This is a genomic window from Polaromonas sp. (assembly GCF_016185115.1).
Taxonomy (GTDB): domain Bacteria; phylum Pseudomonadota; class Gammaproteobacteria; order Burkholderiales; family Burkholderiaceae_C; genus Polaromonas.
This window is the reverse complement of record NZ_JACPOF010000024.1, coordinates 1-23580: the sequence shown is the minus strand read 5'-3', so window position 1 is coordinate 23580 and position 23580 is coordinate 1. Positions and strand designations below refer to the sequence as shown.

Annotated in this window: 23 protein-coding genes; 7 read left to right on the top strand and 16 right to left on the bottom strand. The window is 60.5% G+C overall.

Going from position 1 to position 23580, the window contains the following annotated elements:
* Window positions 1-78 precede the first annotated feature (78 nt).
* A complete protein-coding gene (locus HYX42_RS18095; RefSeq protein WP_293405698.1) occupies window positions 79-333 on the top strand; it encodes an acyl-CoA-binding protein in 255 nt (84 codons plus the stop codon).
* A gap of 261 nt (window positions 334-594) precedes the next feature.
* Here HYX42_RS18095 and HYX42_RS18090 read toward each other — a convergent pair whose 3' ends face one another.
* From HYX42_RS18090 to HYX42_RS18065, 6 genes are all read right to left on the bottom strand, one after another.
* Window positions 595-1515 carry a hydroxymethylglutaryl-CoA lyase gene (locus HYX42_RS18090; RefSeq protein WP_293405696.1) on the bottom strand — a complete coding sequence of 307 codons (921 nt, stop codon included), beginning with the start codon at window positions 1513-1515 and terminating at the stop codon, window positions 595-597.
* Window positions 1512-2762: a CaiB/BaiF CoA-transferase family protein gene (locus HYX42_RS18085; RefSeq protein WP_293405694.1), complete on the bottom strand. Its 1251-nt coding sequence runs from the start codon at window positions 2760-2762 to the stop codon at window positions 1512-1514. Before HYX42_RS18085 ends, HYX42_RS18090 begins: the two co-directional genes overlap by 4 nt.
* A gap of 36 nt (window positions 2763-2798) precedes the next feature.
* Complete coding sequence (locus tag HYX42_RS18080; RefSeq protein WP_293405692.1) at window positions 2799-3740, bottom strand: LysR family transcriptional regulator; 942 nt, start codon at window positions 3738-3740, stop codon at window positions 2799-2801.
* Window positions 3741-3758: 18 nt separating this feature from the next.
* Window positions 3759-4103 (bottom strand): polyhydroxyalkanoic acid system family protein, encoded by a 345-nt coding sequence (locus HYX42_RS18075; RefSeq protein ID WP_293405690.1) that lies wholly within the window; start codon window positions 4101-4103, stop codon window positions 3759-3761.
* A gap of 115 nt (window positions 4104-4218) precedes the next feature.
* Window positions 4219-5304 carry an aminopeptidase gene (locus HYX42_RS18070; RefSeq protein WP_293405688.1) on the bottom strand — a complete coding sequence of 362 codons (1086 nt, stop codon included), beginning with the start codon at window positions 5302-5304 and terminating at the stop codon, window positions 4219-4221.
* A gap of 14 nt (window positions 5305-5318) precedes the next feature.
* Entirely contained in the window at window positions 5319-7373 is a 2055-nt protein-coding gene (locus HYX42_RS18065; RefSeq protein ID WP_293405686.1) for a molybdopterin oxidoreductase family protein, read from the bottom strand.
* 398 nt (window positions 7374-7771) lie between these two features.
* On the opposite strand from HYX42_RS18065, the gene HYX42_RS18060 reads away from it, so the two are divergent.
* Entirely contained in the window at window positions 7772-8905 is a 1134-nt protein-coding gene (locus HYX42_RS18060) for an ABC transporter substrate-binding protein (RefSeq protein ID WP_293405684.1), read from the top strand.
* A gap of 220 nt (window positions 8906-9125) precedes the next feature.
* On the opposite strand, the gene HYX42_RS18055 is transcribed toward HYX42_RS18060, so the two are convergent.
* The 8 genes from HYX42_RS18055 to HYX42_RS18020 all read right to left on the bottom strand — a co-directional run bounded on the left by HYX42_RS18055 (window position 9126) and on the right by HYX42_RS18020 (window position 17012).
* The gene (locus HYX42_RS18055; protein ID WP_293405682.1) at window positions 9126-9782 is read right to left on the bottom strand and encodes an HAD family hydrolase; all 657 of its coding nucleotides are present in this window, start codon (window positions 9780-9782) and stop codon (window positions 9126-9128) included.
* Window positions 9782-11344, bottom strand: coding sequence for a glycosyltransferase family 39 protein (locus HYX42_RS18050; protein ID WP_293405680.1), 1563 nt, complete (start codon window positions 11342-11344; stop codon window positions 9782-9784). The genes HYX42_RS18055 and HYX42_RS18050 overlap by 1 nt, the downstream gene beginning before the upstream one ends.
* Entirely contained in the window at window positions 11341-12294 is a 954-nt protein-coding gene (locus HYX42_RS18045) for a lysylphosphatidylglycerol synthase transmembrane domain-containing protein (RefSeq protein ID WP_293405679.1), read from the bottom strand. Before HYX42_RS18045 ends, HYX42_RS18050 begins: the two co-directional genes overlap by 4 nt.
* Entirely contained in the window at window positions 12291-13151 is an 861-nt protein-coding gene (locus tag HYX42_RS18040) for a decaprenyl-phosphate phosphoribosyltransferase (protein ID WP_293405678.1), read from the bottom strand. The genes HYX42_RS18045 and HYX42_RS18040 overlap by 4 nt, the downstream gene beginning before the upstream one ends.
* Window positions 13152-13234: 83 nt before the next feature.
* Complete coding sequence (locus tag HYX42_RS18035; protein WP_293405677.1) at window positions 13235-14008, bottom strand: hypothetical protein; 774 nt, start codon at window positions 14006-14008, stop codon at window positions 13235-13237.
* Between the two features lie 59 nt (window positions 14009-14067).
* Window positions 14068-14736 carry a TetR/AcrR family transcriptional regulator gene (locus tag HYX42_RS18030; RefSeq protein WP_293405675.1) on the bottom strand — a complete coding sequence of 223 codons (669 nt, stop codon included), beginning with the start codon at window positions 14734-14736 and terminating at the stop codon, window positions 14068-14070.
* 281 nt (window positions 14737-15017) lie between these two features.
* A complete protein-coding gene (locus tag HYX42_RS18025) occupies window positions 15018-16361 on the bottom strand; it encodes a patatin-like phospholipase family protein (protein WP_293405673.1) in 1344 nt (447 codons plus the stop codon).
* 135 nt (window positions 16362-16496) lie between these two features.
* Window positions 16497-17012, bottom strand: coding sequence for a phasin family protein (locus tag HYX42_RS18020; RefSeq protein WP_293405671.1), 516 nt, complete (start codon window positions 17010-17012; stop codon window positions 16497-16499).
* Window positions 17013-17214: 202 nt separating this feature from the next.
* On the opposite strand from HYX42_RS18020, the gene HYX42_RS18015 reads away from it, so the two are divergent.
* From HYX42_RS18015 to rfbC, 5 genes are all read left to right on the top strand, one after another.
* Window positions 17215-19218, top strand: coding sequence for an SDR family oxidoreductase (locus HYX42_RS18015; protein WP_293405669.1), 2004 nt, complete (start codon window positions 17215-17217; stop codon window positions 19216-19218).
* Window positions 19219-19369: 151 nt separating this feature from the next.
* Window positions 19370-20446: a dTDP-glucose 4,6-dehydratase gene (gene rfbB / locus HYX42_RS18010; RefSeq protein WP_293405667.1), complete on the top strand. Its 1077-nt coding sequence runs from the start codon at window positions 19370-19372 to the stop codon at window positions 20444-20446.
* Window positions 20443-21336, top strand: a complete 894-nt coding sequence (gene rfbD / locus HYX42_RS18005; protein WP_293405665.1) for a dTDP-4-dehydrorhamnose reductase — start codon at window positions 20443-20445, stop codon at window positions 21334-21336. The genes rfbB and rfbD overlap by 4 nt, the downstream gene beginning before the upstream one ends.
* Window positions 21337-21344: 8 nt before the next feature.
* Complete coding sequence (gene rfbA / locus HYX42_RS18000; protein ID WP_293405663.1) at window positions 21345-22232, top strand: glucose-1-phosphate thymidylyltransferase RfbA; 888 nt, start codon at window positions 21345-21347, stop codon at window positions 22230-22232.
* Complete coding sequence (gene rfbC, locus HYX42_RS17995; protein ID WP_293405661.1) at window positions 22229-22768, top strand: dTDP-4-dehydrorhamnose 3,5-epimerase; 540 nt, start codon at window positions 22229-22231, stop codon at window positions 22766-22768. The genes rfbA and rfbC overlap by 4 nt, the downstream gene beginning before the upstream one ends.
* 52 nt (window positions 22769-22820) lie before the next feature.
* Here the strand turns inward: rfbC and HYX42_RS17990 are convergent, their stop codons facing one another.
* Together HYX42_RS17990 and HYX42_RS23275 are read right to left on the bottom strand one after the other, a co-directional pair.
* Window positions 22821-23381, bottom strand: coding sequence for a sugar transferase (locus HYX42_RS17990; protein ID WP_293405659.1), 561 nt, complete (start codon window positions 23379-23381; stop codon window positions 22821-22823).
* An 88-nt stretch (window positions 23382-23469) separates the two neighbouring features.
* Window positions 23470-23580: IS3 family transposase (locus HYX42_RS23275; protein WP_366931151.1), on the bottom strand; the 111-nt coding region annotated here is incomplete at its 5' end.

Below are 23580 nucleotides of genomic sequence, written 5' to 3'. Positions count from 1 at the left end.
GGGCAAGTGTCTGGCTAAGATACCGGGCAGTTACCCCAAGCACTTTGACCGGTGCGCAACCATCAAACGGAGCATTCCATGGCAGACCTGAAAGCCGCTTTTGACAAGGCGATGGCCGATTCCAAAAACCTCAGCGAGCGTCCCGACAACGCGACCCTGCTGAAGATTTATGCCCTGTACAAGCAGGGCAGCCAGGGCGACAACACCGACAAGAAACCCGGCTTTGGCGACATGGTCGCGCGCGCCAAGTGGGACGCATGGAACAGCCTCAAGGGCACGTCGCAGGACGATGCCATGCAGCAATACATAGACCTGATCGCAGACCTCAGCTGATCAGCCAGTTTCCCAGTCAGTACTTCTCGCGCGGCTAAGCGTGAGGTGTTATTCCGGGGCGTGAACGTAGCGGTGCCTGTGCAAGCAGGGGCCGCAGAACCGGCTTCGCCGGGCTGCAGGCGCAGCGCCCCCTTGGGGGGCAGTCGGTTATTGGGGTCAGACGCCAATTTCGCCGCGGTGCTGAGCACCGTCCCTCCAGGGAAGCCGCAGGCTTGGCGAATTTGGACTCTGACCCCAAAAACCGGCCTGGGGGCTATTTTTTTAGACTGGCGCCGGATGCAGGTCGGTGATGCGTCCGGCCTTGGCCACCTGGCCCGGCACGTCGTGGCCGACGATTCCAGGCATTTGCCGCGCGACACCCAACAGCCTGTCGAGGTCAATGCCGGTGTCGTAGCCCATGGCTTCGAGCATGTGGATGGCGTCTTCGCTGCTGATATTGCCGCTGGCGCCGGGTGCGTAGGTACAGCCGCCCAGGCCCGCCAGGGAACCGTCGAACCGCACCACCCCACCCTGCACACCGGCCAGTACATTGGCCAGGCCCATGCCGCGGGTATTGTGGAAGTGCAGGGTCAGCTGCAATTCCGGACGGGTTTTCACGACTTCGTTCTGCAGCGCCTCCACCATGCGGCTGACCTGCGCGGGGTGGCCCATGCCGGTGGTGTCGCATATGCTGAGTCCACGTGCGCCCAGATCGGCGAAACGCTTAGCCCACTCGATGATGCTTTGCTGCGGAACGTCCCCCTCGATCGGGCATCCGAACGCGCATGAGAGTGACATGTTGATGGGCGTGCGCCCATCCACCAGTTTGAACACGTCCTGCAGGGCGGCAAAACTTTCCGCCATGGACATGCGCAGGTTGGCCCGATTGAGGGATTCAGAAATCGACATGACCAGGTTCAACTCGTCGGCTTTGGCTTCCAGCGCCCTTTCTGCGCCGCGCCTGTTGGGCACAAGCACGGTGTATTCGACACCCGGCACGCGGCGTATGCGGCCCATGACCTCATCAGCATCGCGCAGCATCGGGATCGCCCTGGGTGATGTGAACGATGTGACTTCGATTTTTGCGTAACCGCATTCGCTCAGTGCATCGATCAGCGCTACTTTTGTATCGGTGGGAACGAATTCCGGCTCGATCTGGAAACCGTCGCGGGTCGCGACCTCATTGAAATAAATACGTGTCATATCTGTGCTCCAGCCACAATTCCCCTGTCTTTCAATCCCTGAATCTGCGTTGCAGTCAGGCCCAGTTCCTTCAGCACGGCGTCCGTGTCCTGGCCCAGCGCGGGCGCGTTACGTCTGTGCCCGCCCGGTGTCAGCGACAGCTTGGGCACGATACCGGGCAGTGCCAGTGTGCTGCCATCGTCCATCTGCGTTTGTGCCAGCATGCCGCGCGCCTTGTAGTGGGGGTCCGCGGCGATGTCTGCTATCGAATAAATGCGACCTGCCGGCACCGAAGCCGCGTCCAGCACGGCCAGTACTTCGCCGACGGTGCGTGTGGCCGTCCACTGGCCTATGGCTTCGTCGATCTCTGCGACGCGCAGCACGCGGCCCGCGTTGTCTGACAGCGCCGGGTCGTTGCCCAGATCCTCGCGCCCTATGGCCTTCATCAGACGTTTGTATATGCTGTCGCCGTTCCCGGCAACAAGGGCGTATCCGCCATCGCTGCAGCGGTACGCATTAGTGGGGGCGATGCCGGGCAGGGCGCTGCCTGCCGCTTCGCGTACCGCGCCAAACGCGTCATATTCGGGCAGCAGGCTTTCCATGCAGTTGAAGACGGCTTCGTACAGTGCGACGTCTATGACCTGGCCCACACCCTGGGTGTTGCGGTGATGCAGCGCCATCAGGATGCCGATCACGCCGTGCAGCGAGGCCAGCGTGTCGCCTATGCTGACGCCGACCCGCACCGGCACGCGGCCGGGTTCTGCGGTCAGGTGGCGCAGGCCGCTCATGGCTTCAGCCACCACGCCGAAGCCTGGCCGGTCGCGGTAGGGGCCAGTCTGGCCGTAACCACTGATGCGCAGCATGATGAGGCGCGGGTTGAGCTTGTGCAACTCGTCCGGCCCCAGGCCCCAGCCTTCCATGGCGCCCGGCCTGAAGTTCTCTATCAGCACATCCGATTCAGTGGCCAGCTTGCGCACAATGTCCTGCGCCTCCGGCTGCCTGAGGTCCAGCGCCAGCGAGCGCTTGTTGCGCGACTGCACCTGCCACCAGACAGACGTGCCGTCTTTCAATAACCGCCATTTGCGCAGCGGGTCGCCCACGCCGGGTGGCTCTATCTTGACGACGTCAGCGCCAAAGTCTGACAGGGTTTTGGCCGCAAAGGGGCCGGCGATCAGCTGGCCAAGTTCAATGACCTTGAGCCCGACAAGAGGGCCGCCGCGATTTGATGAGGATGAGGGCAGGGAGGTCGCTTGAGCGGAAACAGTCATGCCCTGAAGTTTGCCCTGTCCCCCTGCTACCGTCCATTACTGCTTACGACCTCCAGGTTTCGCATTTTGCGAAGGCGTCACCAGAAAATCAACCAGTGATGCAATGGCGGCGTCGCGCTGGCCTTCAGCGGTAGCGACCAGCAGGCAGCGCTGTGCCCAGCTGTCAGCCAGTGGCCGTCGGCACAGTTGGCCCGATTGCTGTGTGGACAGGCCCGCACCTTTGGGCAATATGGCGATGCCCAGCCCCGAGGCCACCAGGTTGCACACCGCATCGAAACTGCGTACCTGCATGCGCAACTTGAGCGGGCGTTTGGCCGCCAGCGCGGCTTCCTGCTGTTTCTGCAGCACGGCGGCGCCTGTTGTGAGGCTGATCCATTCCTCGTCGAGCAGGTCGGCAAATAACAGCGGTTTTTTGCCTTTGGCAAGGCGATGCGTCACAGGCATGAGGACCACCAGCTCATCATGGCGAAATACCTGGGTCTGCAGGCCCGTGGTGTCGGGGCCTTCAACAAACACGGCCACATCGGCCCGGCCCTCTTTGAGGGTGGACACCACCAGGTGCGATACCTGTTCTTCCAGATCCAGCCTTATTTGCGGGTGCAGTGCGCCGTAACTCACCAGCAGGGGCGGCAAGAACTCGCTGATGGCTGCGCTGCTGGCGCACAGGCGTATATGGCGTGCAATGCCCAGTCGCAGGTCGGAAAGCTCTCCGCCCAGCTGGTCCATGGTCTGGAGCAGGTTGATGCCATGCTTGGCAAACACGCGGCCTGCCTGTGTTGGCAGAAGCCCGCGCGGATGGCGCTCAAACAGCGCATCGCCGAGCGCGCTTTCAAGTTCGCGTATGCGCCGGCTCGCGGCGGCCAGCGCCAGGTTGGAATCGTGGGCTGCCGCCGTCAGGCTGCCGGTACGTACGCAGTCCACTGCCAGCCGGATGGACACCAGGTCGAACCTGGCGAGGTTGTACGGATTCGGGGCCACTGTCGTCGCAGTGTGAAATCAGGTTTTTTTTGCCACGGGTTTATGGACGGGTGTTTTTTTGGCTGCAGGTGCTTTTTTTGCAATCAGCGCATCCAGGTTCTTGACGATCTCGCTTTCTATCTTGTCCTTGAAGGCACCGAGCAGAAAGCCGAGCTTGGCCTGCAGTTCAAAGCTGTCTTTGGTGACGGTCAGGGTGCCGTTGACACCCGAGCGGGAGAAGCTCACCTCGTCGGAGGTCTTGCCTTCTTCGTAAGTGCATTCCATGTCGAACTTCTCTTCGGCCTGCTCTGCCCATTTAAAGGCGGCCTTGCGGGCATCTGCCATGCTCATGCCGTGTTCGCGGTGGATATTGATGTCAGCCATGAAGTCTCCTTATTCCAGTTTCCATTAAAAACGATAACTGCGTTGCTTCGTCTTGCCGTGCCGCAGCACTGTCTGCGCCTTCGCGCCTTGTTCTCGCTTCCAATGGAAACTGGAACTATAAATTTGTTTTCAAAGCCTTGCGGCGTTCATCTTTTGGCAACGTGGCCAGCCGTTTGACTGCATCATAAAACCGCTGCCAGTCGCGGCCTTCGCGTTCGAACAGGGCTTCAAAACCGGGTACCAGTTCATCATAGGCGGCCTGTGCGCCCAGCGAGGCGTTGTTGGCGTTGGCTATCCAGTTGTCGTAGCCTGAATAGCCACCCCACGATATTTTGAGTTTTGCATAGTTGTCGCGAAGGCGCTGCATGGCCGCTGCCTTGGCTTCGAGTTGAAAGGCAGTTGCTGCAGGTTTGCCATTTTTTTCCCCGCTGTCGGTATCTTCCTTGTAGATAGCCTCAAGTTCGCGGCGTGTGGCCAGCGTCAGCGCCCGAAAGTCCTGACGGCGTTTTTCAAAAGCGGCGTACTCCACCCGCGCTGCATCACCGGCCCATGTCTGCAGCCAGCGCTGGCTGCCCAGGCGCTCGACGGTGGTCGCAAAGGACTCGTTGAACATGGTGTCGCCGCTGGCATAGACGACCTGGTGGGCCAGTTCATGAAAAATGAGGCGCGCCAGTTCGCCTTCGGGGTAATTGATGAAGGTGTTGAGCAGCGGGTCGCCGCCTGCCCAGTTCATCCAGCCCAGGGTGGAGTAGGCGGGAATGCCGAACACGCCGACCTCGAGACCATCGGCCTTCAGCCTGGCGCCTTCGGTCCGGGCCTCGGCTTCGTTGAAATAACCACGATAGCCCACGCAGCCGGCAACTGGAAAGCAGAAGGTTTTGAGTGTCAGCGACAGTTCAGGCGCTGCCATCACGCTCCACACCACAGCGCTGCGCTTCAGGTCGGCGTAGCGGTGGTAGCTGGCGTTGTCGGGCAGCTTCAAATCCGTCACCGCAAATTGCCGGATGCGCTGGCTCAGTGCCAGCCGCGTCTTCAGGCGTTCGGGCGTCTGTGCATCGCCTATCCACTCTTCGACCGGGCGGGCGGCGTTGACCATCTTCATATGGCCGCTGACCGATTGCCAGTAGTAGCCAACCGTCGAGCAGCCACCCAGCAGCATGATGCAGGCGCCAAGGGCCAGCAAGGTTCTCGCAACTGACATGGAAGAAGTGCGCATCACTGTGACGCTACAGCTGCCTGTGGCGCAAGTGCGACCTCCACAAGGCAGTCATAAAAGACCGGGCCGCGCCCCAGGTCGGTCAGGTGCTGGCTGGTCAACTGGTTGACGTTGGTTCCGTCCATGCCCAGCTTGCGCCACCAGATGCCCATGCCGTTGACCACGCCGGGTCTTGCGCGTGCTGACACCTCGGCCCTGACAAGGTAATCGCCGCGCTGGTTGAACACCTTCACCACGTCACCATTCACAATGCCGCGCGCAGCAGCATCGGCTGCGTGTATTTCAAGCACCGGTTCGATCTCGATGTCGCGCAGGCTTTTGACGTTGACAAAGGTCGAGTTGAGAAAGTTGCGTGCCGGTGGCGAGATCATCGCCAGCGGGAAGTCTTTCGATGTGCCAAAGGTCTCGTAATTCGGCACATGGTCTGGCAAGCCGTCCAGTCCCTGAGCGGCCAGCCGTTCGCTGAAGAACTCGCACTTGCCCGATGTCGTCGGGAAGTTGCCGTTTGCGTATGGCGCTTCGGGCAGACCCAGCGGCGCAAAGCCCTTGACCAGCAATTCATTGAAATCGACCTTGTCGCCAAAGGCCGTGCGGCACAGGCTTTCATCGCTTTCAAGAAAGCAGGGCTCATCAAAGCCCATGTGCGCCGCCAGTTCGCGAAAAATTTGCGCATTGGATTTTGATTCGCCCACAGGGGCGATGGCGGGCCGGTTAAGCAGTACATCCGTGTGCCCGTAGGCGCTGTGTACGTCCCAGTGCTCCAGCTGCGTGGTGGCAGGCAACACGTAGTCGGCATAGTCGGCGGTGTCGGTCTGGAAGTGCTCCAGCACCACGGTGAACAGGTCTTCGCGCGCAAAACCCTCCACCACCCTGCCCGATTCGGGCGCCACCGCAACGGGGTTGCTGTTGTAGACGATGAGCGCTTCTACCTTCGGTCCGAACGAATCCGAGCTTTCAGCCAGCAGGTCATTGCCGATGGTGATCATATTGATGGTGCGCGGCCATCGGCCTGCAAGCAGGTCTGGCCTGTGCAGCGCGGCCCGGTCGACGGGGAAGAGGCCTGAGCTGCTCAGCAGCACGCCGCCGGCGCGATGCCGCCATGCGCCGGTGAGCGCTGGCAGGCAGGCAATCGCACGCGCGGCATTGCCGCCGCCACGCACCCGTTGCATGCCGTAGTTCATGCGGATGGCCGCAGGTTGCCGGTCGATGAAACACTGGCCGTAGTCGCGTGCGAGGTTTTTGATCTGTTCCACCGGCACCGCGCAGATGGTTGCAGTGCGCTCGGGGCTCCACTGCAGCGCGCGTTCACGCAGTTCGGGCCAGCCCACGGTGTGGCTTGTGATGTAGTCGTGGTCCAGCCAGTTGTTTCTGATCAGCTCATGCATCACGGCCAGCGCAAGCGCAGCGTCTGTGCCCGGCAGCAGCGCGATGTGGTCGTGGCATTTCTCGGCGGTTTCGCTTCGGCGCGGGTCTATGCAGATGAGCTTCGCGCCGTTGCGTTTGGCCTGCTGTGCATAGCGCCAGAAGTGCAGGTTGCTGCCTATGGAGTTGCTGCCCCAGATGATGATGAGTTTTGACTCGGCAAAAAACTCGACCCGCATGCCGACCTTGCCGCCCAGCGTGTGCGTCAGCCCTTCACCCCCTGCGGTCGAGCAGATGGTGCGGTCAAGAAACGAGGCGCCCAGGCGGTTGAAAAATCGCGCCGCCATGCCTTCGCTTTGCACCTGGCCCATGGTGCCGGCGTAGCTGTAAGGGACTATGGCCTCGGGGTTGCGCGCTGCGATCGTCTTCAAGCGTGCGGCAATGTCTGTTAGCGCTGCATCCCAGCTGACAGCTTCAAACCGGCCAGAGCCTTTGGGCCCTGTGCGTTTGAGCGGTTGCGTCAGGCGTTCCGGATGGTAGGTGCGCTCTGTGTAATGTGAAACCTTGTTGCACAGCACGCCGCCGGTTTGCGGATGCGCGGGATTACCCTGCACTTTGGTGGCGAGGCCGTTTTCTACCGTGGTGACCAGCGAGCAGGTGTCGGGGCAGTCATGTGGACAGGCGCCGAGCACGCGAGCAGATGAAGATGGAGAAGTCGCGCCACCTTGCACCAAACTGACGATAGGGGAGATGCCGATGGTATTCAGAACTCGTCCGTGAATAATTTGGAGTCGCGCAAGTCGATTTTCAGGATGAGCTGCTAGGCGCGAAATCCAGGGCAATGCTTATGCATTGCCCGATTTTGCAACAACGCAGATCGCCTGAAAATCGGCTTGCCCTTCGGGTTGGGGTGAAATCGGGTGATTTGGCCACCAAATCTCTTGCATGGGCATGAGCCCATGTGGCGAGATATTGGCAGCCAACTCATCCCGATTGCACCCCAACGCGATGCCAAATTACTCGCGGACGAGTTCTTGGCATCGGCCAACTTTATATTGATTGGCATCAAATCAAAAACAGTGGAGACAACATGACCACCAGAACAAAAGACAAAGCGGCTTTCCTGCCCGCGCTGGCGAAAGCCTTCATGGTAGCGGTGCTTTCCCTGTCGGGTGCGGCCGTGTGGAGCCAGGACGGTGTCAGCAAGAGCGCCATCGTCATTGGGCAATCCGTTGCGTTGACCGGGCCTTCTGCCGCGCTGGGTGTGCCATTTTCGCTCGGCGCCAAACTGTTTTTTGACAGACTCAATGCCGGCGGGGGCGTCAATGGACGCAAGGTTGAGCTGGTGACGCTGGACGATGCCGGCAACCCGGCCACCGCGCTGGCCAATACCCAAAAGCTGCTGGCCCAGGGGGCGTTTTCGCTTTTTGGTTATTACGGCTCGCCGCAGGTCACTGCGGCTTATCCGGCCATCAAGGACGGCGAGGTCATCATGTTCGCGCCCATGTCGGGTGCGGACGAGTTTCGCGGTGCGGTCTACCCCAACATCTACACCATGCGGCCGGGCTACTCGGAAGAAGCCGCCGCCATCATGCGGCACGCTGAAACCCTGGGCGCCAAAAAGCTGGCCATCCTGCATGCGGCCGACAGCGAGTCGATGGCCGCGCTGGATTCGTCCGAACGCACCATGCAGGGCGGCGCCAATCTGGTGGCCAAGGCGCCGCTGGCTGACGTTGCCAAAGTCATCGCCGCCAGGCCCGAATCAGTGCTGGTGATTGCCGATGCGCGCAGTGCCGCAGCGGCAATACGCGAGTTGCGCGCCAAAAATTTCCGCGGTCCGGTGTACGGCTATTCCAACACCGGCGAAAGCCTGCTGGCCGAACAGCTCGGTGCGGCGGGCGCGGGCGTGGTGGTGATGCGTGTGGTGCCGCGCAGCGACAACCAGAAGCTGGCCGTGGTGCGCGACCTGCAGGCCGACGCCATCGAAGCCAAGGCCGGCAAACCCAATGTCTACATGCTGGAGGGCTACATCGCCGCCCGCACCTACACAGAGGCCCTGCGCCGCATCCCCAAGGAGCCCACGCGCGCCAAGCTGCGCAAGTCCATCGACGGGCTGGATGAAGTCAGCGTGGGCGGCTTCCGCGTGCACTTCGTGCAGGACCGGGTGGCTTCCAAGCTGGTGGAGCTCAGCCTGATCGACTCCCAGGGGAAGATCCGGGAGTAATTCTGCTATTTAAATCATAGCTGGTGACGTGCGTATTTAAAGGGCTACAGCCGATTTATGCCTCAAAAACGGCCTTTTTTGGGCTGTTTTCAGGTCGAAAACCTTCGGGGCAAGGCTTCAAGCGGACAAATGTTAATACCTATATTAACTTTTGCCTGATTTTTAACGTATACGTTAATTTTTTTGCTGTAGGCATTAAAAACCAGCCCAGAGCCCCCGATCAGCCGCGGGAAGAACCCTCTTTCCACGGTTTCCCCCGATACCAGGCCAAGCCCTCCCCAGCCATCCGCAGCATGGGAAAGTCCCCGGCAGTATCCCCATAGGCATAAATGGTCAGGCCATCCGTGTCCGGGCCAAAGCGCTCGGCCAGCCAGGCTTTGAGCCTGAGGACTTTCTGCTCCCCATGGCAGTTGGGTGTGTGCATCAGCCCGGTCAGGCGTCCGCCCTGAACCGCCATTTCTGTACAGAGCAGACCTTCAAAGCCCAGTTGCCGGGCGACGCGCTGCAGGTAGATGTCGGGGGATGCGCTCACCATCACGCAGCAATGGCCCTGCTCAAGATGCCAGTCCAGGCGGCTCATGGCGTCAGGTCGAAGACTGGGGGTGAAGTCCTTGTCCAGCCAGCGCGTGGTCCATTCATCCATTTCCAGCAGGCTGCGCCCCCCCAGTGTGGCCAACAGCAGGCGCTGTTTGGCGACATGGTTGGGCACCAGGCGCAGCGCGTAGCCAGCCAGCCAGGGGGCGCATTTGAGCAGGGCCGGCAACAATGGGGGCCAGCCGAGACCGCGCGCAAGAAAGGGCAGCAGGCTGTCGCCCGTGGTCAGCGTGCCGTCAAAGTCGAACGCGGCGACGACCTGGCTGTCAGGGCCTGTCATCATCAAGGGCAGCGCACCTGGCCGCAATAACGCTCGCAAAACGGGCAGCCCGTCATCGGCAGCGCCTTGGGAATTTTGAAAAAGCGCTGGAAGATTTCGCCCAGGACGCCCTGGCGGTAGGCCTGGTAGTTGAAACCCACACCCTCCACGGCATAAAAGGGCACACCGTTTTGGGTGAATGTGAGCACGCGCACCGACTCGAAGTAAGGCCTGAAATCTTCAAGCGCAGGCGGCCCGCCCGTGATGACGCGTATCGTCTTGCCCTGGTACAGCGAGAAGTCCACCAGCATGTCGTCCTGCCGCGCATGGAAGCGGCCCACACCGAAGACCGGCATGTACTGACGGCGCTCAAAGCCGTAAATCGAGGCGGCGGTGTAGGCATCGGCCATCAGCACCACGCCGGGGCTGGCAACCTGTTTGAGGATCTCTGCCGTCTTGTAGCTGCGTATGACCTGCGGATAGAGCTTTGACAGCGGCGCGGTGCTGCGCCAGGTGTCGAGGTTCGTCATGTAGAGCCCGGCAACGACCAGCACATGCAGGCCGGCAAACACGGCCAGGCCTTTGGCACAGCTTTTCAGTTTGTCTGCCGGCAGGGCAAAGGCCAGAAAGGCAAAACCAAAAGGGTAAAACGACAGCACCCAGTGCAGACCAATCACTTTTTTGGCCGACAGCAATGCAAAAAAGAGCAAAGGCACCACCACCAGGCAGGTCAGCAGCCTGAGAACGGGTGAAGCAGAGCGCGCGGTCGCCTTCAGGGCCTTGCGGTACTTGATAGCCATCCACAATGCTGCGGGCGTGATGAGGTAGGCCATCATCACCACATACAGCAGTGGCTTGCGCAGTTCAAACAGCTCCGCCTCGTTGCGGTTGTAGACGTTGAACATGATGTTGGACCAGCCGTGCGACATGTTGTAGGCGATGTTGATCGCCGGGCCGGGCAGGGCGCAGAGTACGAGCAGTGCAAGCCCCACGAGGCGGTCACGGCGGTACAGGCCGAAATACACCAGGTAGGCCAGGCCCAGCACCACCGAAAAGTATTTGGACAAAAACGCGCAGCCAATGAACACGCCCGACAGCGCATACAGCCCGTAAGTGCGGCCATCAAGCTGCGCCCGACGCTCCGCCCGCATCAGCGCCGCCACGGACAGCGCCGACCAGAAAATCAGCGGTGTGTCGGTGGTGATCAGCGTGTTCAGCCAGTTCAGCGGCGCCAGCCAGAAAAACAGCACGCCCCAGGCGGCACGGTTTCTGTCGATGTCTTTCAGGCCCCACCACAGGGCGGCACCCAGCCCTAGCGGCAGCAGCACCACAGGCAGGCGTATGGACCAGAGGCTGTCGCCGAAGGTCGCGCGCATCAGGGCGATCAACCAGCCCACCATGGGCGGATGGTCTGAATAGCCCCAGTCGGGGTACACGCCCCACCAGTAGAAGAAGGCCTCGTCACCGGTGATGGGAAAGGTCACGGCTATCCAGAAGCGAAGCAACAGCGATGCGACGCCTGCACACAGCAGCCAACGGGGCAGGGCAGGGGCGAAAGAATCGGAAGAACGGGAAGCGGGGGTCATGAAAAACTGATGTCTTTGCGAATGGCGGCACTATAAAGCAGGGCAATCACGCCTATGGCCACCGCCAGCCAGAGCGTGAGCAGCCTGGCCAGCACCGTGATGACCATGGCATAACCCGGCAGCGCGCCGTGAAGGGTCAGCAGGCCCGCCAGCACCGCTTCCATGCCGCCCAGACCTGCAGGCAAGGCCGATAGTGCGCCGGCCACCATGGCCACGGCGTAAAAGCCCATTGCGGTGAGCAGGTCCAGCTTCAGGTCAAGCAGGCCGCACAGCAGCCACAGCGCGGTACCCTGGGCTGCCCAGGCGACGAGCGTCAGCACAAACCAGTGCAGCGGCTGCACGCTCAGGCAGTGCCAGGCCTCGCCTGTCCAGGTGAATCGTCTCATCAGACGTGCGCGGTAGTGCGCAAATACCGCAGCTGCAAGGCAGAGCACCAGCACCATGGCAGCGATGGCACCCCAGAGAAGCGCGGGCCTTGCCTTGACCGCGCCGTGGGACAGTGCCCAGATGAGCGCAGGTATCGCCAGCAGCGCCAGGCACAACAGGTCAGCCAGCCGCTCGGCACCAAAAATCGCCAGGCTTTGCGCGTTGCCCAGAGGGTTTTTTGCCAGCATCAGGCCACGAACAGCTTCGCCGACATTTCCGGGGGTCGGGGTGAAGGCGTATCCCGCCAGGTAAAGCCGCAAGCCCTGCCGCCAGCCGAAATCCCGTCCGTAGTGAGCCATCCAGAGGCGCCAGCGTGTGCCGCGTAGCACATAGTTGAGCAGGCAAAGGGCAGCGGCCTGCAGGCCGGTCCAGGACCACAGCAGCGACAGGGCTGTGCGCGGGCTGCCGCTGAGCACCAGCAGGGCGACGGCGTACACAGTGGCTACCACGCCCAGCACCAGCAGCAACTGCTTGAAGGGCAGGCGGCGCGAAGGGGGGGGAGCCGGGGCGGCCTCGGGCGTCACAGCCAGCGGCTTGCAAAGATGGCCACCCAGCAGATGCCGGCGGCCAGTATCCAGGGGTCGCGCAGCAGGTCGCGGGCCACATCCTCGCCTTTGCCCTTGTGAACCTCATAGGCGTAGCGCAGCATGCCGAAAATCACCACGGGCACGGTGTACAGCAGGGTTTCGCCATGCTGCAACTGGGTTTCGGGGCTGGTGGCGTACAGGCTGTAGGTGGTCAGGGTGGCTGTGAGCGTCACGCCGATAAAGGTATCCAGCAACGCCGGCGGGTACAGCGCGAGCACCGTGCGCTGGCTGCCAGCAGCATGAAAGCTTTCGGCCTTTCGTTTTGAAAATCCCAGGAAAAGCGCTACAAAAAGGCCGGTCAGCAACAGCCAGCGTGACGGCGGTATGCCGACCGCCCAGGTCCCGGCCATCAGCCTGAGCATGAAGCCCGAGGCGATGATGGATACATCGACCACCGGCACCCGCTTGAGCCGCCATGAATAGGCCATGTTGAGCAGCACATACCAGCCCAGCAAGAACAGCAGCGCCCGGCTGTCCCTGGCAAGCCAGATGCCCCCCGCCAGTAACAGTGCCGCCAGTGCGATGCCCTGTGGCACCGGGACGGCGCCGCTGGCCAGCGGACGGCTTTTCTTGGTCGGGTGCTGGGCATCAGCCGCACGGTCGTGCCAGTCGTTGAGGATGTAGACCATGCTGGAGACGCAGCAGAACGCGGCAAACGCGATCAAAACCCGCTCCAGCACGCTGGGGTCACGCCAGCTCTGGCTGAACACCAGGCCGGCGAGGACAAAGACGTTTTTCAGCCATTGGTGCGGCCGCATGAGGCGGATCAGCGCTGGCAGGGAGATGGGCTTCATAAAGCTTGAGGGGGAGGACAGCCTTCAAGCATAACTGCTGGAGCTCTCGCGGCCAGGCCCCGCTTTACAGCCGGACGCGAACTTCAGTCTTCCAGCTCGGCTTTGGCCATTTCAACATCCAGCCGCTCGGTGGCATCGGCGGGCTTGCTGGCGGCGGCCTGTTCGTAAAGTTTGGTCGCTTCCTTCATCTTTTTATCGCCTTCCAGCATGACCATGCCATTGGCATATTCGATCATCGCAATGGCCGAGCCGGGGTTGAGCTTGATGGCTTCCCTGAACAGCGTCAGGCCGGTGTCCTTTTTGGCGCCATAGGTCATGCCGCCAATCAGCGAGCCGACCTTGTCGATCACTTCGGCATGGAAAGCTCCCAGCGCGATGTGGGCGTCGGCATGTTTAGGCTGCAGCTTGATGGCCTGCTCCAGCGAGTTCTTGACCTTGGTGCCCAGTCCCTGCGCCAGCGCCTTGGCCACGCTGATGCCCTGCCCATAGCGGCCCAGCGCATAGGCCTGCCAGTAGTACGCGTTGGCGTTTTTGGGCTGGTCTTTTTGCTGGGCTTCGGCGCGCTCGGCGACTTCCATGAACAGGTCGAGCTTGGCCTTTTCTTTTGTTTCGAGGTAATTGGCGTAAATGCACGTCGCCTTGTTGGCGACCGTGATGCCGTCGCCGCCTGCTTTCAGTCCGGCTTCTGTGGCCTTCTGGAAGTCGCCGTTGTGAAACAGCACCCAGGCGCCCAGCACGTCTGCATCCTTGGGCAGCGGCTCGCAGTCGCCCTGGTGCAGCTTGGCCCAGGCCCTCTTCAGGCTGGCGGCGTCGAATGTGTAGTCGCCCGCGTGGGGGAATGTGCTCCATTTGGCCATTTTTGTCTCCTTCGTTTTTAACTTTTCTGGTGCCCGGTACCAGGATTTTGCCTGCCCGGCTATTTTGGAGCTGACGGCGTGCTGTAAGCCCCCACCAGCGATTGCAGGTGCATGCGCTGGCCCTGTTCAAGATAGGGAATGAGCAGGTTCAGCACGTGGTGCGCACCGCGGAGCAGGGCAGCCTGTGCGTTTTCGGGCTCCAGCGCATTGCGCGGGTCACGCACGTATTCAAAACTCAGCCAGTAGGTCAGCACGACCACCATGCTGGTGGCGGTGGCTTCGACCTCGCGTGAATCAATCGCCATCGCACCTGATCGGCTCATGCCGTCAAGCAGGGCCCTGACCGAGCGGGTCTTGGTCTTCAAAACCGACTGGAAGTGGGTCTCAAGGCGGCGGTTTTTGCTCAGCAGATCGTTCAGGTCACGGTACAAAAAGCGGTACTGCCAGATCAGCTCAAACAGCGTGTGCATGAAGAACCAGGCGTCTTCAACATCACGAACGCCGTCGCTGGCGTTGAGCAGTTCGGTCAGCGCGCGTTCATAGCGGTCGAACAGCGAGTTGATCAGCTCGTCTTTGGCGGGGTAGTGGTAGTAGAGGTTGCCGGGGCTGATGCCCAGCTCGGCTGAAATCAGTGTGGTCGAGACGTTGGGCTCGCCAAAGCGGTTGAACAGGTCCAGCGTGACCTCCAGAATCCGCTCCGCCGTGCGCCTGGGCGCTTTTTTCGCCATGTTGTCTGCCCTCTGATGTGCAACTACTCTAACCGAGGGCAGGGATTTCCGGCACTAGGGAAGTCCAGCAGCGAGTCGGCTTCAGGCGAAATGCCGCGCGGCCGGGTAAGGGCCTGCTCACCTGATTTGCGGGAGATGCGTTGTGAGTCAAAAAGGCCGTGCACAAGGCGCAAAACGCAGACGGGGTAGACCCCGGCAAGGCTTTGCAACGCCGCGCACGGCCTTTTTGATCACAACCCGCAGGGAACGGGGTGAAAACAGCGCCACTCAGCGTTGCACTCCTAGGCAAGGCAGGGGCCTTGCCGTCGTCGCGCGCCTTGATTGGCACTGTTTTCACCGCGTTCGCACTCCCGAAAATCAAGTGGGCAGGCCCTGATGGCGTGGCTGAGGTCTTCCATGACTTCTTCGAGCGAGGCGATGGCCCGGCCCACGCGCGTGGGCGCCGGGCGGGCGCTGACAAGGTGGCGCCTGGGGTCGTCCAGCACCTCCATGTTCAGCGATATGCCATGCCGTGCCAGTTTGGCCGACAGTGAAGTTTTGCGTGAACGCAGCATCTGGCGTGTCTGCTGGAAGGCGTGTTCGGCCATTTCGCGGCGCTGGCCGTAACTGAAAGTGTTGGCGAGGAACATGTCGGTGTCGCGGTGGTCCGGCTCCAGCAGCACGATGTCGGTGTCGGGGTAAGCGTGTTGGTAGTGCTTCATGCCGAGCTCCAGCCGGGAGTGGATCATGGCCCGGAAGGTCTGGCTCATGACGGCTGGTAGGCCCCCGTTGACGATGCGCGGAATGCGCTGCCGGTCAGGCGGCAGTCCGCGCCGCATCACCCGCTGGGTCATGGCCAGTTCGGGCGCAAGGGTGGAATTGAACGGCACCAGCGGGTTCAGGCAGAACATCAGGTCCATGCCCTCATCCATCGCCACGCCGGCATGCATGGTCTTTTTGAGTGCGCCATCGACAAAGTACTGATTGTCGATCTCTACCGGCGGAAACAGCCCCGGTAATGCAGAGCTCGCCTGCACGGCTCTGGAAATCGGAACATGGTCCCAGCCGGGCTGGCCGAAAGGTGCGGCGTCGCCTGTGTCGAGGTTGGTGGCGACCAGGGTCAGGCGGCTGGGGAGCTCGCGGAAGTCGTTGGTGCGGCCAGGTTTTGAAAAAAGTTTTGTCAACCGGACGTCGATCTCGTCATTGCTGAAAATGCCGGTCGGCAATGCAGATCCGAGCGCCTCTATGGCGTTGAGCAGCGATTTGCCGCCCAGCGTGGCGCGCCACAGGGCCGATAACACCAGACCGGGCAGGGCAATGCCGCGGCGCAAAAATTCGCCGTAGGCGGGCACCATCAACCACGCCGGGTCGAACACCTCGGATATCTCGTGATCGTTTTCAATAAACGAGGCGCACAGTTCGCGTGGCGTCATCCCATTGGCCAGGCCGGCCGCAATAAAACCGCCTGCAGATACACCGACGTAGTGGTCCAGCTTTGTAAAAGAAAGCCCCCGCAACGATTCGTCAAGCGCGCACAGGGCGCCTATTTCATAACTGGCACCGAGCGGACCTCCCCCCGCCAGTGCCAGCCCAATGCGGGGCTGCTTGCGGGTGCGGCTGGTTTTCAGGGACTTTGCAGGGCTCATGCTCGGAGTTCAGGGTTGGGGTCAACACAGCTTTGCTGCAATGCAGCAAGGATCGCGGAAAGTTTGGGGGCGTGGCTCAGGACCGGCAGGGCGAAAAAAAGGGGACAGAAGTCCCCCTTTTACAAACACCCTGACTCAGGGGGTTTTGCGCGCTGCGGGGCGCTTGGCCGCAGCTTTTTTGGCTGCAGGCTTGGCCGCTGTTTTTGCAGGGGCTTTGGCTGCTGGCTTCGTGGGCGCTTTGGCACCCATCTTTTGCACATTGCGGTTGAGCTCATCAATGCGTGCGATCAGCGCGTCCACATCCTTGGCAGAAGGCACGCCCAGCTTGTTCAGGGCTTTGGCAACGCGGTCTTCAAAAATGGTTTCCAGCTTGTCCCACTGGTTGCCTGCCTTGGACTGGATGTCTGTGGCCATGCTCGCCATGCGGCTGGTAGCCACCGAGATTTTCTCTTCTGCAACCGCCTGGGTCTTGCGCTGTATGGACAGGCCTTCCTTGACCAGAGTCTCAAAAACCTTGCCGCCTTCTTCCTGCGCTTTTGAGAAAGCCCCCAGGCCGGCCAGCCAGATTTGCTGCGCGGATTCCTTGACGGCACCCGACAGCTGTGGGCCGGATTTTTTGTCGGCGCTCATTTTTTGCAGTTTCTTGACCATGGGTTTGCTCCTGAAGAATGGTGAAATGACATTGCGCGGCAGTGTCGCCATGCACATCCCAAAATATAAGCCCTGTGCGCGCCATCATTTAGGTGCCGGGTTCTAGAAGTGACAGGGCGCGGGTTTTTGCTGAATAGGAGGGGCAGGGCTTTCGGCAAGAATCGGGCTTTGATTTGCCCTTCAGCGGAAAGACACCATCACCATGACAACGCACTATTTCGTCACCGGGGCCACCGGCTTTATCGGTAAACGCCTGGTGAAAAAATTGCTGGACCGCAAGGGGGCCACGGTTTCTTTCCTGATTCGCAAGGAGAGCGCCGGCAAGGTTGCCGACCTGCGTGAGTATTGGGGGGTGAGCGCGACAAGGGCCATCGCCGTTCATGGCGACCTGACCAGCAAAAAACTGGGTGTAAGTGCTGAAGACATCAAAAAGCTCAAGGGGCAGGTGGATCATTTCTATCACCTGGCCGCCGTCTATGACCTGAGTGCCGATGAGGAAAGCCAGGTTGCCGTCAATATTGACGGGACGCGCAACACGGTTGAATTTGCCAAGGCCATAGAGGCGGGGCACTTCCATCACGTGTCCTCCATCGCTGCGGCCGGCCTGTATGAAGGTGTGTTCCGCGAGGACATGTTCGAGGAGGCCGAGAACTACGAGCATCCCTATTTCATGACCAAGCACGAGAGCGAAAAAATCGTGCGCAAGGAATGCAAGGTACCCTGGACGGTCTTCCGTCCGGCGATGGTGGTGGGTGACAGCACCACCGGCGAAATGGACAAGATTGACGGCCCGTATTACTTTTTCAAACTGATCCAGCGCATGCGCCAGTTGTTGCCGCCATGGATGCCGGCTGTGGGGCTGGAAGGTGGTCGCGTCAACATCGTGCCGGTCGATTTCGTCGTCGACGCGCTTGACCACATCAGCCACAAGGCTGGCATCAGCAAAAAATGCTTTCACCTGGTTGACCCGGTGGGCTATCGAGTGGGCGATGTGCTGGATATCTTCAGCCGCGCAGCCCACGCGCCCAAGATGAACCTGTTTGTGAACGCCGCCTTGTTGGGCTTCATTCCGCGCGGCGTCAAGAAGAGCCTGATGGCTCTGGCCCCGGTGCGCCGGGTGCGCAATGCCGTGCTGGCAGACCTGGGCCTGCCAGAAGACATGCTCACTTTTGTAAACTACCCGACCCGTTTTGACAGCCGGGAGATGACTGCGGCGCTCAAAGGCTCTGGTATTGCCGTGCCCAACCTCAAGGACTACGCCTGGCGCCTGTGGGATTACTGGGAGCGTCACCTGGACCCCGACCTGCACATCGACCGCTCATTGCGCGGCACGGTTAACGGCAAGGTGGTGCTGGTCACAGGCGGATCATCGGGCATCGGCCTGGCTGCAGCACACAAGTTCGCAGATGCGGGCGCCATCACCATCATTTGCGGCCGCGATCAGGACAAGCTCGACGAGGCCTGCAAGGAAGCCAAGGCCAAGGGCTACAACTTCGTGGCTTACGCGGCCGACATTGCCGACATGGCCGACTGCGACCGCTTCATCAAGGAGTTGGTCGCCAACCATGGCGGTGTCGATTTCCTGATCAATAACGCCGGCCGTTCGATTCGCCGGGCGATTGAGGCCAGCTACGACCGTTTTCACGACTACGAGCGCACCATGCAGCTCAATTACTTCGGCTGCCTGCGCGTGACCATGGGCCTGTTGCCGGGCATGACAGCCAAACGCAAGGGTCACGTGGTCAATATCAGCTCGATTGGCGTGCTGACCAATGCGCCGCGCTTTTCGGCTTATGTCGCATCCAAGGCCGCACTTGATGCGTGGACGCGCTGTGCGTCGAGCGAGTTTGCCGATGTGGGTATCAGCTTTACCACCATCAACATGCCGCTGGTGCGCACGCCCATGATTGCGCCAACCAATCTCTACAACAACGTACCGACCCTGTCGCCTGAAGAGGCGGCAGACATGATTGCCGACGCCTGCATCAGCAAGCCGGTACGCATTGCCACCCGTCTTGGCATCACCGGCCAGGTCATGCACGCCCTGGTGCCGCGCATTGCGCAGATCGCCATGAACACCAGCTTCCGCATGTTCCCGGATTCATCTGCAGCCAAGGGGGCAAAACATGGCGACAAAGCCGCCAAACCGCAGCTGTCAGCCGAGGCGGTAGCCATGCAGCAGATGATGCGCGGAATTCACTTCTGACCGCCCATGCCGCGCCCGGCCCGGCCGGGTCGCAAAGTTGCGTGGGATAATTTCCGGCGGCTAACCGGGAGTGTTCATCAGGACTGTGCAGGCATGTCATTGCCGCCTGACGGACAATTCCGGTTCAACTGCATCGTCAACAAGGATTCCCATGCTTCTCGTTACCGGTGGCGCCGGTTTTATAGGTGCCAATTTTGTGCTGGACTGGCTTGCCCAGTCTGACGAGCCAGTGGTCAACCTCGACAAACTGACCTATGCCGGCAATCTGGAAACCCTGGCGCCACTCAATGGCAACCCGCGGCATGTCTTTGTCAAAGGTGATATCGGCGATGCTGCGCTGGTCGGAGAGTTGCTGCGGACCCACAAGCCACGGGCCATCATCAATTTTGCAGCGGAATCCCATGTCGACCGTTCGATTCACGGGCCGGAAGATTTCATCCAGACCAATATCGTGGGCACGTTTCACCTGCTTGAGGCGGTGCGGGCGTATTGGGGTGGATTGATCGGGGACGCAAAAAAAGATTTCCGTTTTTTGCATGTCTCAACGGACGAGGTCTATGGGTCGCTTGGCGGCGATGATGCCGCCTTCACCGAGACACACCGCTATGAGCCGAACAGCCCCTATTCGGCCAGCAAGGCCGCCAGCGACCACCTTGTACGCGCCTACCACCACACTTACGGCCTGCCGGTTCTGACAACCAACTGCAGCAACAACTACGGCCCCTACCATTTCCCTGAAAAACTCATACCGCTGATGATCGTCAATGCGCTGGCCGGCAAGGCGCTGCCTGTCTACGGCGATGGCATGCAGGTGCGTGACTGGCTTTATGTGAAAGACCATTGCAGCGCGATCCGGCGGGTGCTGGAAGCTGGTCGGCCCGGTGAGGTTTACAACGTGGGCGGCTGGAACGAGAAGCCCAACATCGATATCGTGCACACGGTCTGTTCGCTGCTCGACGAGATGCGGCCCAGGACTGATGGCATCAGCTACAAGGCGCAGATCGCGCATGTCACTGACAGGCCAGGGCATGACCGGCGTTATGCCATCGACGCGGGGAAAATCCAGCGAGAACTGGGCTGGCAGCCAGCCGAGACTTTTGACAGCGGGATACGAAAAACCGTCGATTGGTATCTCCGGAATGCCGATTGGGTCACTCATGTGCAAAGTGGCGCTTACCGGGAGTGGACGGACCTGCACTACGGCAAGGTTGAAGGGGCGGTTGCGTGAAGATACTGTTGCTGGGGTCTGCGGGGCAGGTCGGCTGGGAGTTGCAGCGCAGTCTGGTGCCACTGGGGCAGGTCCTCGCGCTGGACAGGCGCAGCACTGATTTTTGTGGAGACCTTTCCAACCTGACCGGGATTGCCGAAACCGTCCGTGCGGTGAGCCCCGACGTCATCGTCAACGCCGCCGCATATACGGCTGTCGACAAGGCCGAGAGTGATGCGGCCGCTGCACACACTGTCAATGCCGAGGCGCCCGGCGTACTGGCCGAAGCTGCCAGGGCGACAGGCGCATTGCTGGTTCACTACTCGACGGACTATGTTTTTGACGGGAGTGGTGACCGGCCATGGAGCGAGACCGACCCGACGGGCCCCCTCGGCGTGTATGGCAGGACCAAGCTGGAAGGCGAAAGGCGAATTGCCGAAAATTGCGACAACTACCTCATCCTGCGCACCAGTTGGGTTTATGCGGCGAGGGGCGGCAACTTTGCAAAGACCATGCTGAGGCTGGCGGGTGAACGTGAACGGTTGTCTGTGGTCAATGACCAGTTTGGCGCGCCGACGGGTGCGGATCTGCTGGCTGATGTGACTGCCCACATGGTGCGCTCAGTGCGTGGTGGTTCGGGCCAGCCCGGTGGCATTTACCATGTCGCGGCGGCGGGAGAAACCTCATGGCATGGTTACGCCCGATTCGTGGTGGCGCAGGCCCAAAAAATCGGATGTGCTTTGAAAGCCGCGCCCGAGACCGTTGACCCCGTACCATCCACGGCTTTCCCCACACCCGCAGTGCGCCCGCACAACTCGCGTTTGTGCACAGCTAAACTCGGCGCTGACTTCGGTTTGCAGCTTCCCGGCTGGCAGGTGGGTGTCGCCCGCATGCTGACTGAAATTAACTGAATCCTTACATGACACAACGCAAAGGCATAGTCCTCGCAGGCGGGTCGGGCACCCGCCTGCATCCTGCCACCCTGGCCATCAGCAAGCAGTTGCTCCCGGTATATGACAAGCCCATGGTGTATTACCCACTCAGCACGCTGATGGTTGCGGGCATACGCGAAGTCCTCATCATCAGTACGCCGCAGGATACGCCCCGTTTCGAGCAATTGCTGGGCGATGGCTCACAGTGGGGCATGAAGCTCCAGTATGCAGTGCAGGCCAGCCCGGACGGCCTCGCACAGGCTTTCATCATTGGGGAGAAATTTCTTGATGGGGCTCCAAGCGCCCTTGTGCTTGGCGACAACATTTTTTACGGGCATGACCTGCAAAAGCTGTTGATGCAAGCCGATGCCAGTGACAAAGGGGCGACGGTTTTTGCCTATCACGTTCACGACCCCGAGCGTTATGGTGTCGTTGCCTTTGATGCGGCGGGCAAGGCCAGCAGCATCGAGGAAAAACCCGCACAGCCTAAAAGCAGCTATGCCGTGACTGGCCTGTATTTTTATGACAACCAGGTCGTTGACATCGCCAAATCCATCAAGCCGAGTGCCCGTGGTGAGTTTGAAATCACGACCGTCAATCAGGTTTACCTGGAGCGTGGCCAGCTCAGCGTACAGATCATGCAGCGCGGCTATGCATGGCTGGACACGGGAACCCATGACAGCTTGCTGGAAGCCGGGCAGTTCATCGCGACGCTTGAGCATCGCCAGGGGCTGAAAATTGCGTGTCCTGAAGAAATAGCGTGGCGCAACGGATTCATCACCGATGCCCAACTGGAGAAGTTGGCCCGGCCACTGGCCAAAAGCGGTTACGGACAATACCTGTTGCGCCTGCTCAATGAACGCGGATATCCATGAACGTTACCTCTACCGCCATTGCCGATGTGTTGATCGTCGAACCACGTGTGTTCGGAGATCAGCGCGGGTTCTTTTTCGAGAGTTTTAACCAGCAGGCATTCAACGCCGCAACCGGTACAAACTTCACCTTTGTGCAGGATAACCACAGCAGGTCTTCCAAAGGCGTACTGAGGGGGCTGCATTATCAGCTGGGGCAGCCTCAGGGCAAGCTGGTGCGTGTAGTGCGGGGGGCTGTATTTGATGTTGCCGTGGACATCAGGGTGTCGTCACCGACATTCGGGAAATGGGTAGGCGTTGAACTGAGTGAGGGCAACCAGAAGCAGCTATGGGTTCCTCCGGGACTGGCGCACGGCTTTCTGGTACTGAGTGAAACGGCTGATTTTTTATACAAGACGACGGACTATTACGCCCCCTCCCAGGAGCGTTGCATCGCCTGGAACGATCCTGATCTGGGAATCAGCTGGCCTACTGAGGGTGTGCCCAGTCTTTCGGCAAAAGACAGCGCCGGGTCGAGGTTCAGGGATGTGATGTTGTAAACAGGGCGGACTGGCCCTGGCTCACCGCCGTTTGGGCGGTGCGGGGCAGGCCCTAGTGGACTACGCCATGTCCGAGTAAGACCTTGAGTCCTGTCAGCCAGAGGATGCGCAAATCGAACCAGAACGATTGCTTATGGAGGTATTCGGCGTCCAAGGCCACCTTTTCAGGTATGGGAAGTTCGTCCCTCCCGTTAATCTGCGCCCATCCGGTCAATCCTGGAACCAGTTCGTGAACCCCCATGCTGGTGCGGAGCTGTGTGAGGTCATCCTGGTTGAACAGCGCAGGCCGTGGCCCCACAAAACTCATATCACCCGTGAGGATGCTCCAGAGCTGTGGCAGTTCATCAAGGCTGCTCTTCCGCAGAAACGGGCCAATCGGGGTGAGGTGGGCGGAGGGGTTGGCCAGAAGGTGGGTTGCTACCTCAGGCGTTCCTATACGCATGCTTCTGAACTTCGGCATGCTGAAAATCCTGTTATGGCGTCCGACGCGGTCGGACCAGTACAGCACGGGCCCCGGCGACGTAAAGCGCACCAGCAATGCAACGACCACCAGCGGTACGGCCAGCACCAGCAACAGCAACAGGGCCAGGACCAAATCAAATAGACGCTTCAAAAACCGACCTCATGCTTCATCGATAGTTTTATTCGAGGAGTTTCTTGCAGGCGCCGGGTTGGACTTGACCCGTTTTCGTAGACACATTTCAGCTTCCAGTACGAAGCTGCTCGAATGCCAGCGGGCTCAGAAGGTCAAGATGACTGTGCCTGCGGACTCGATTGTAGAAACCCTCGATGTAATCGAACACGTCTGACCT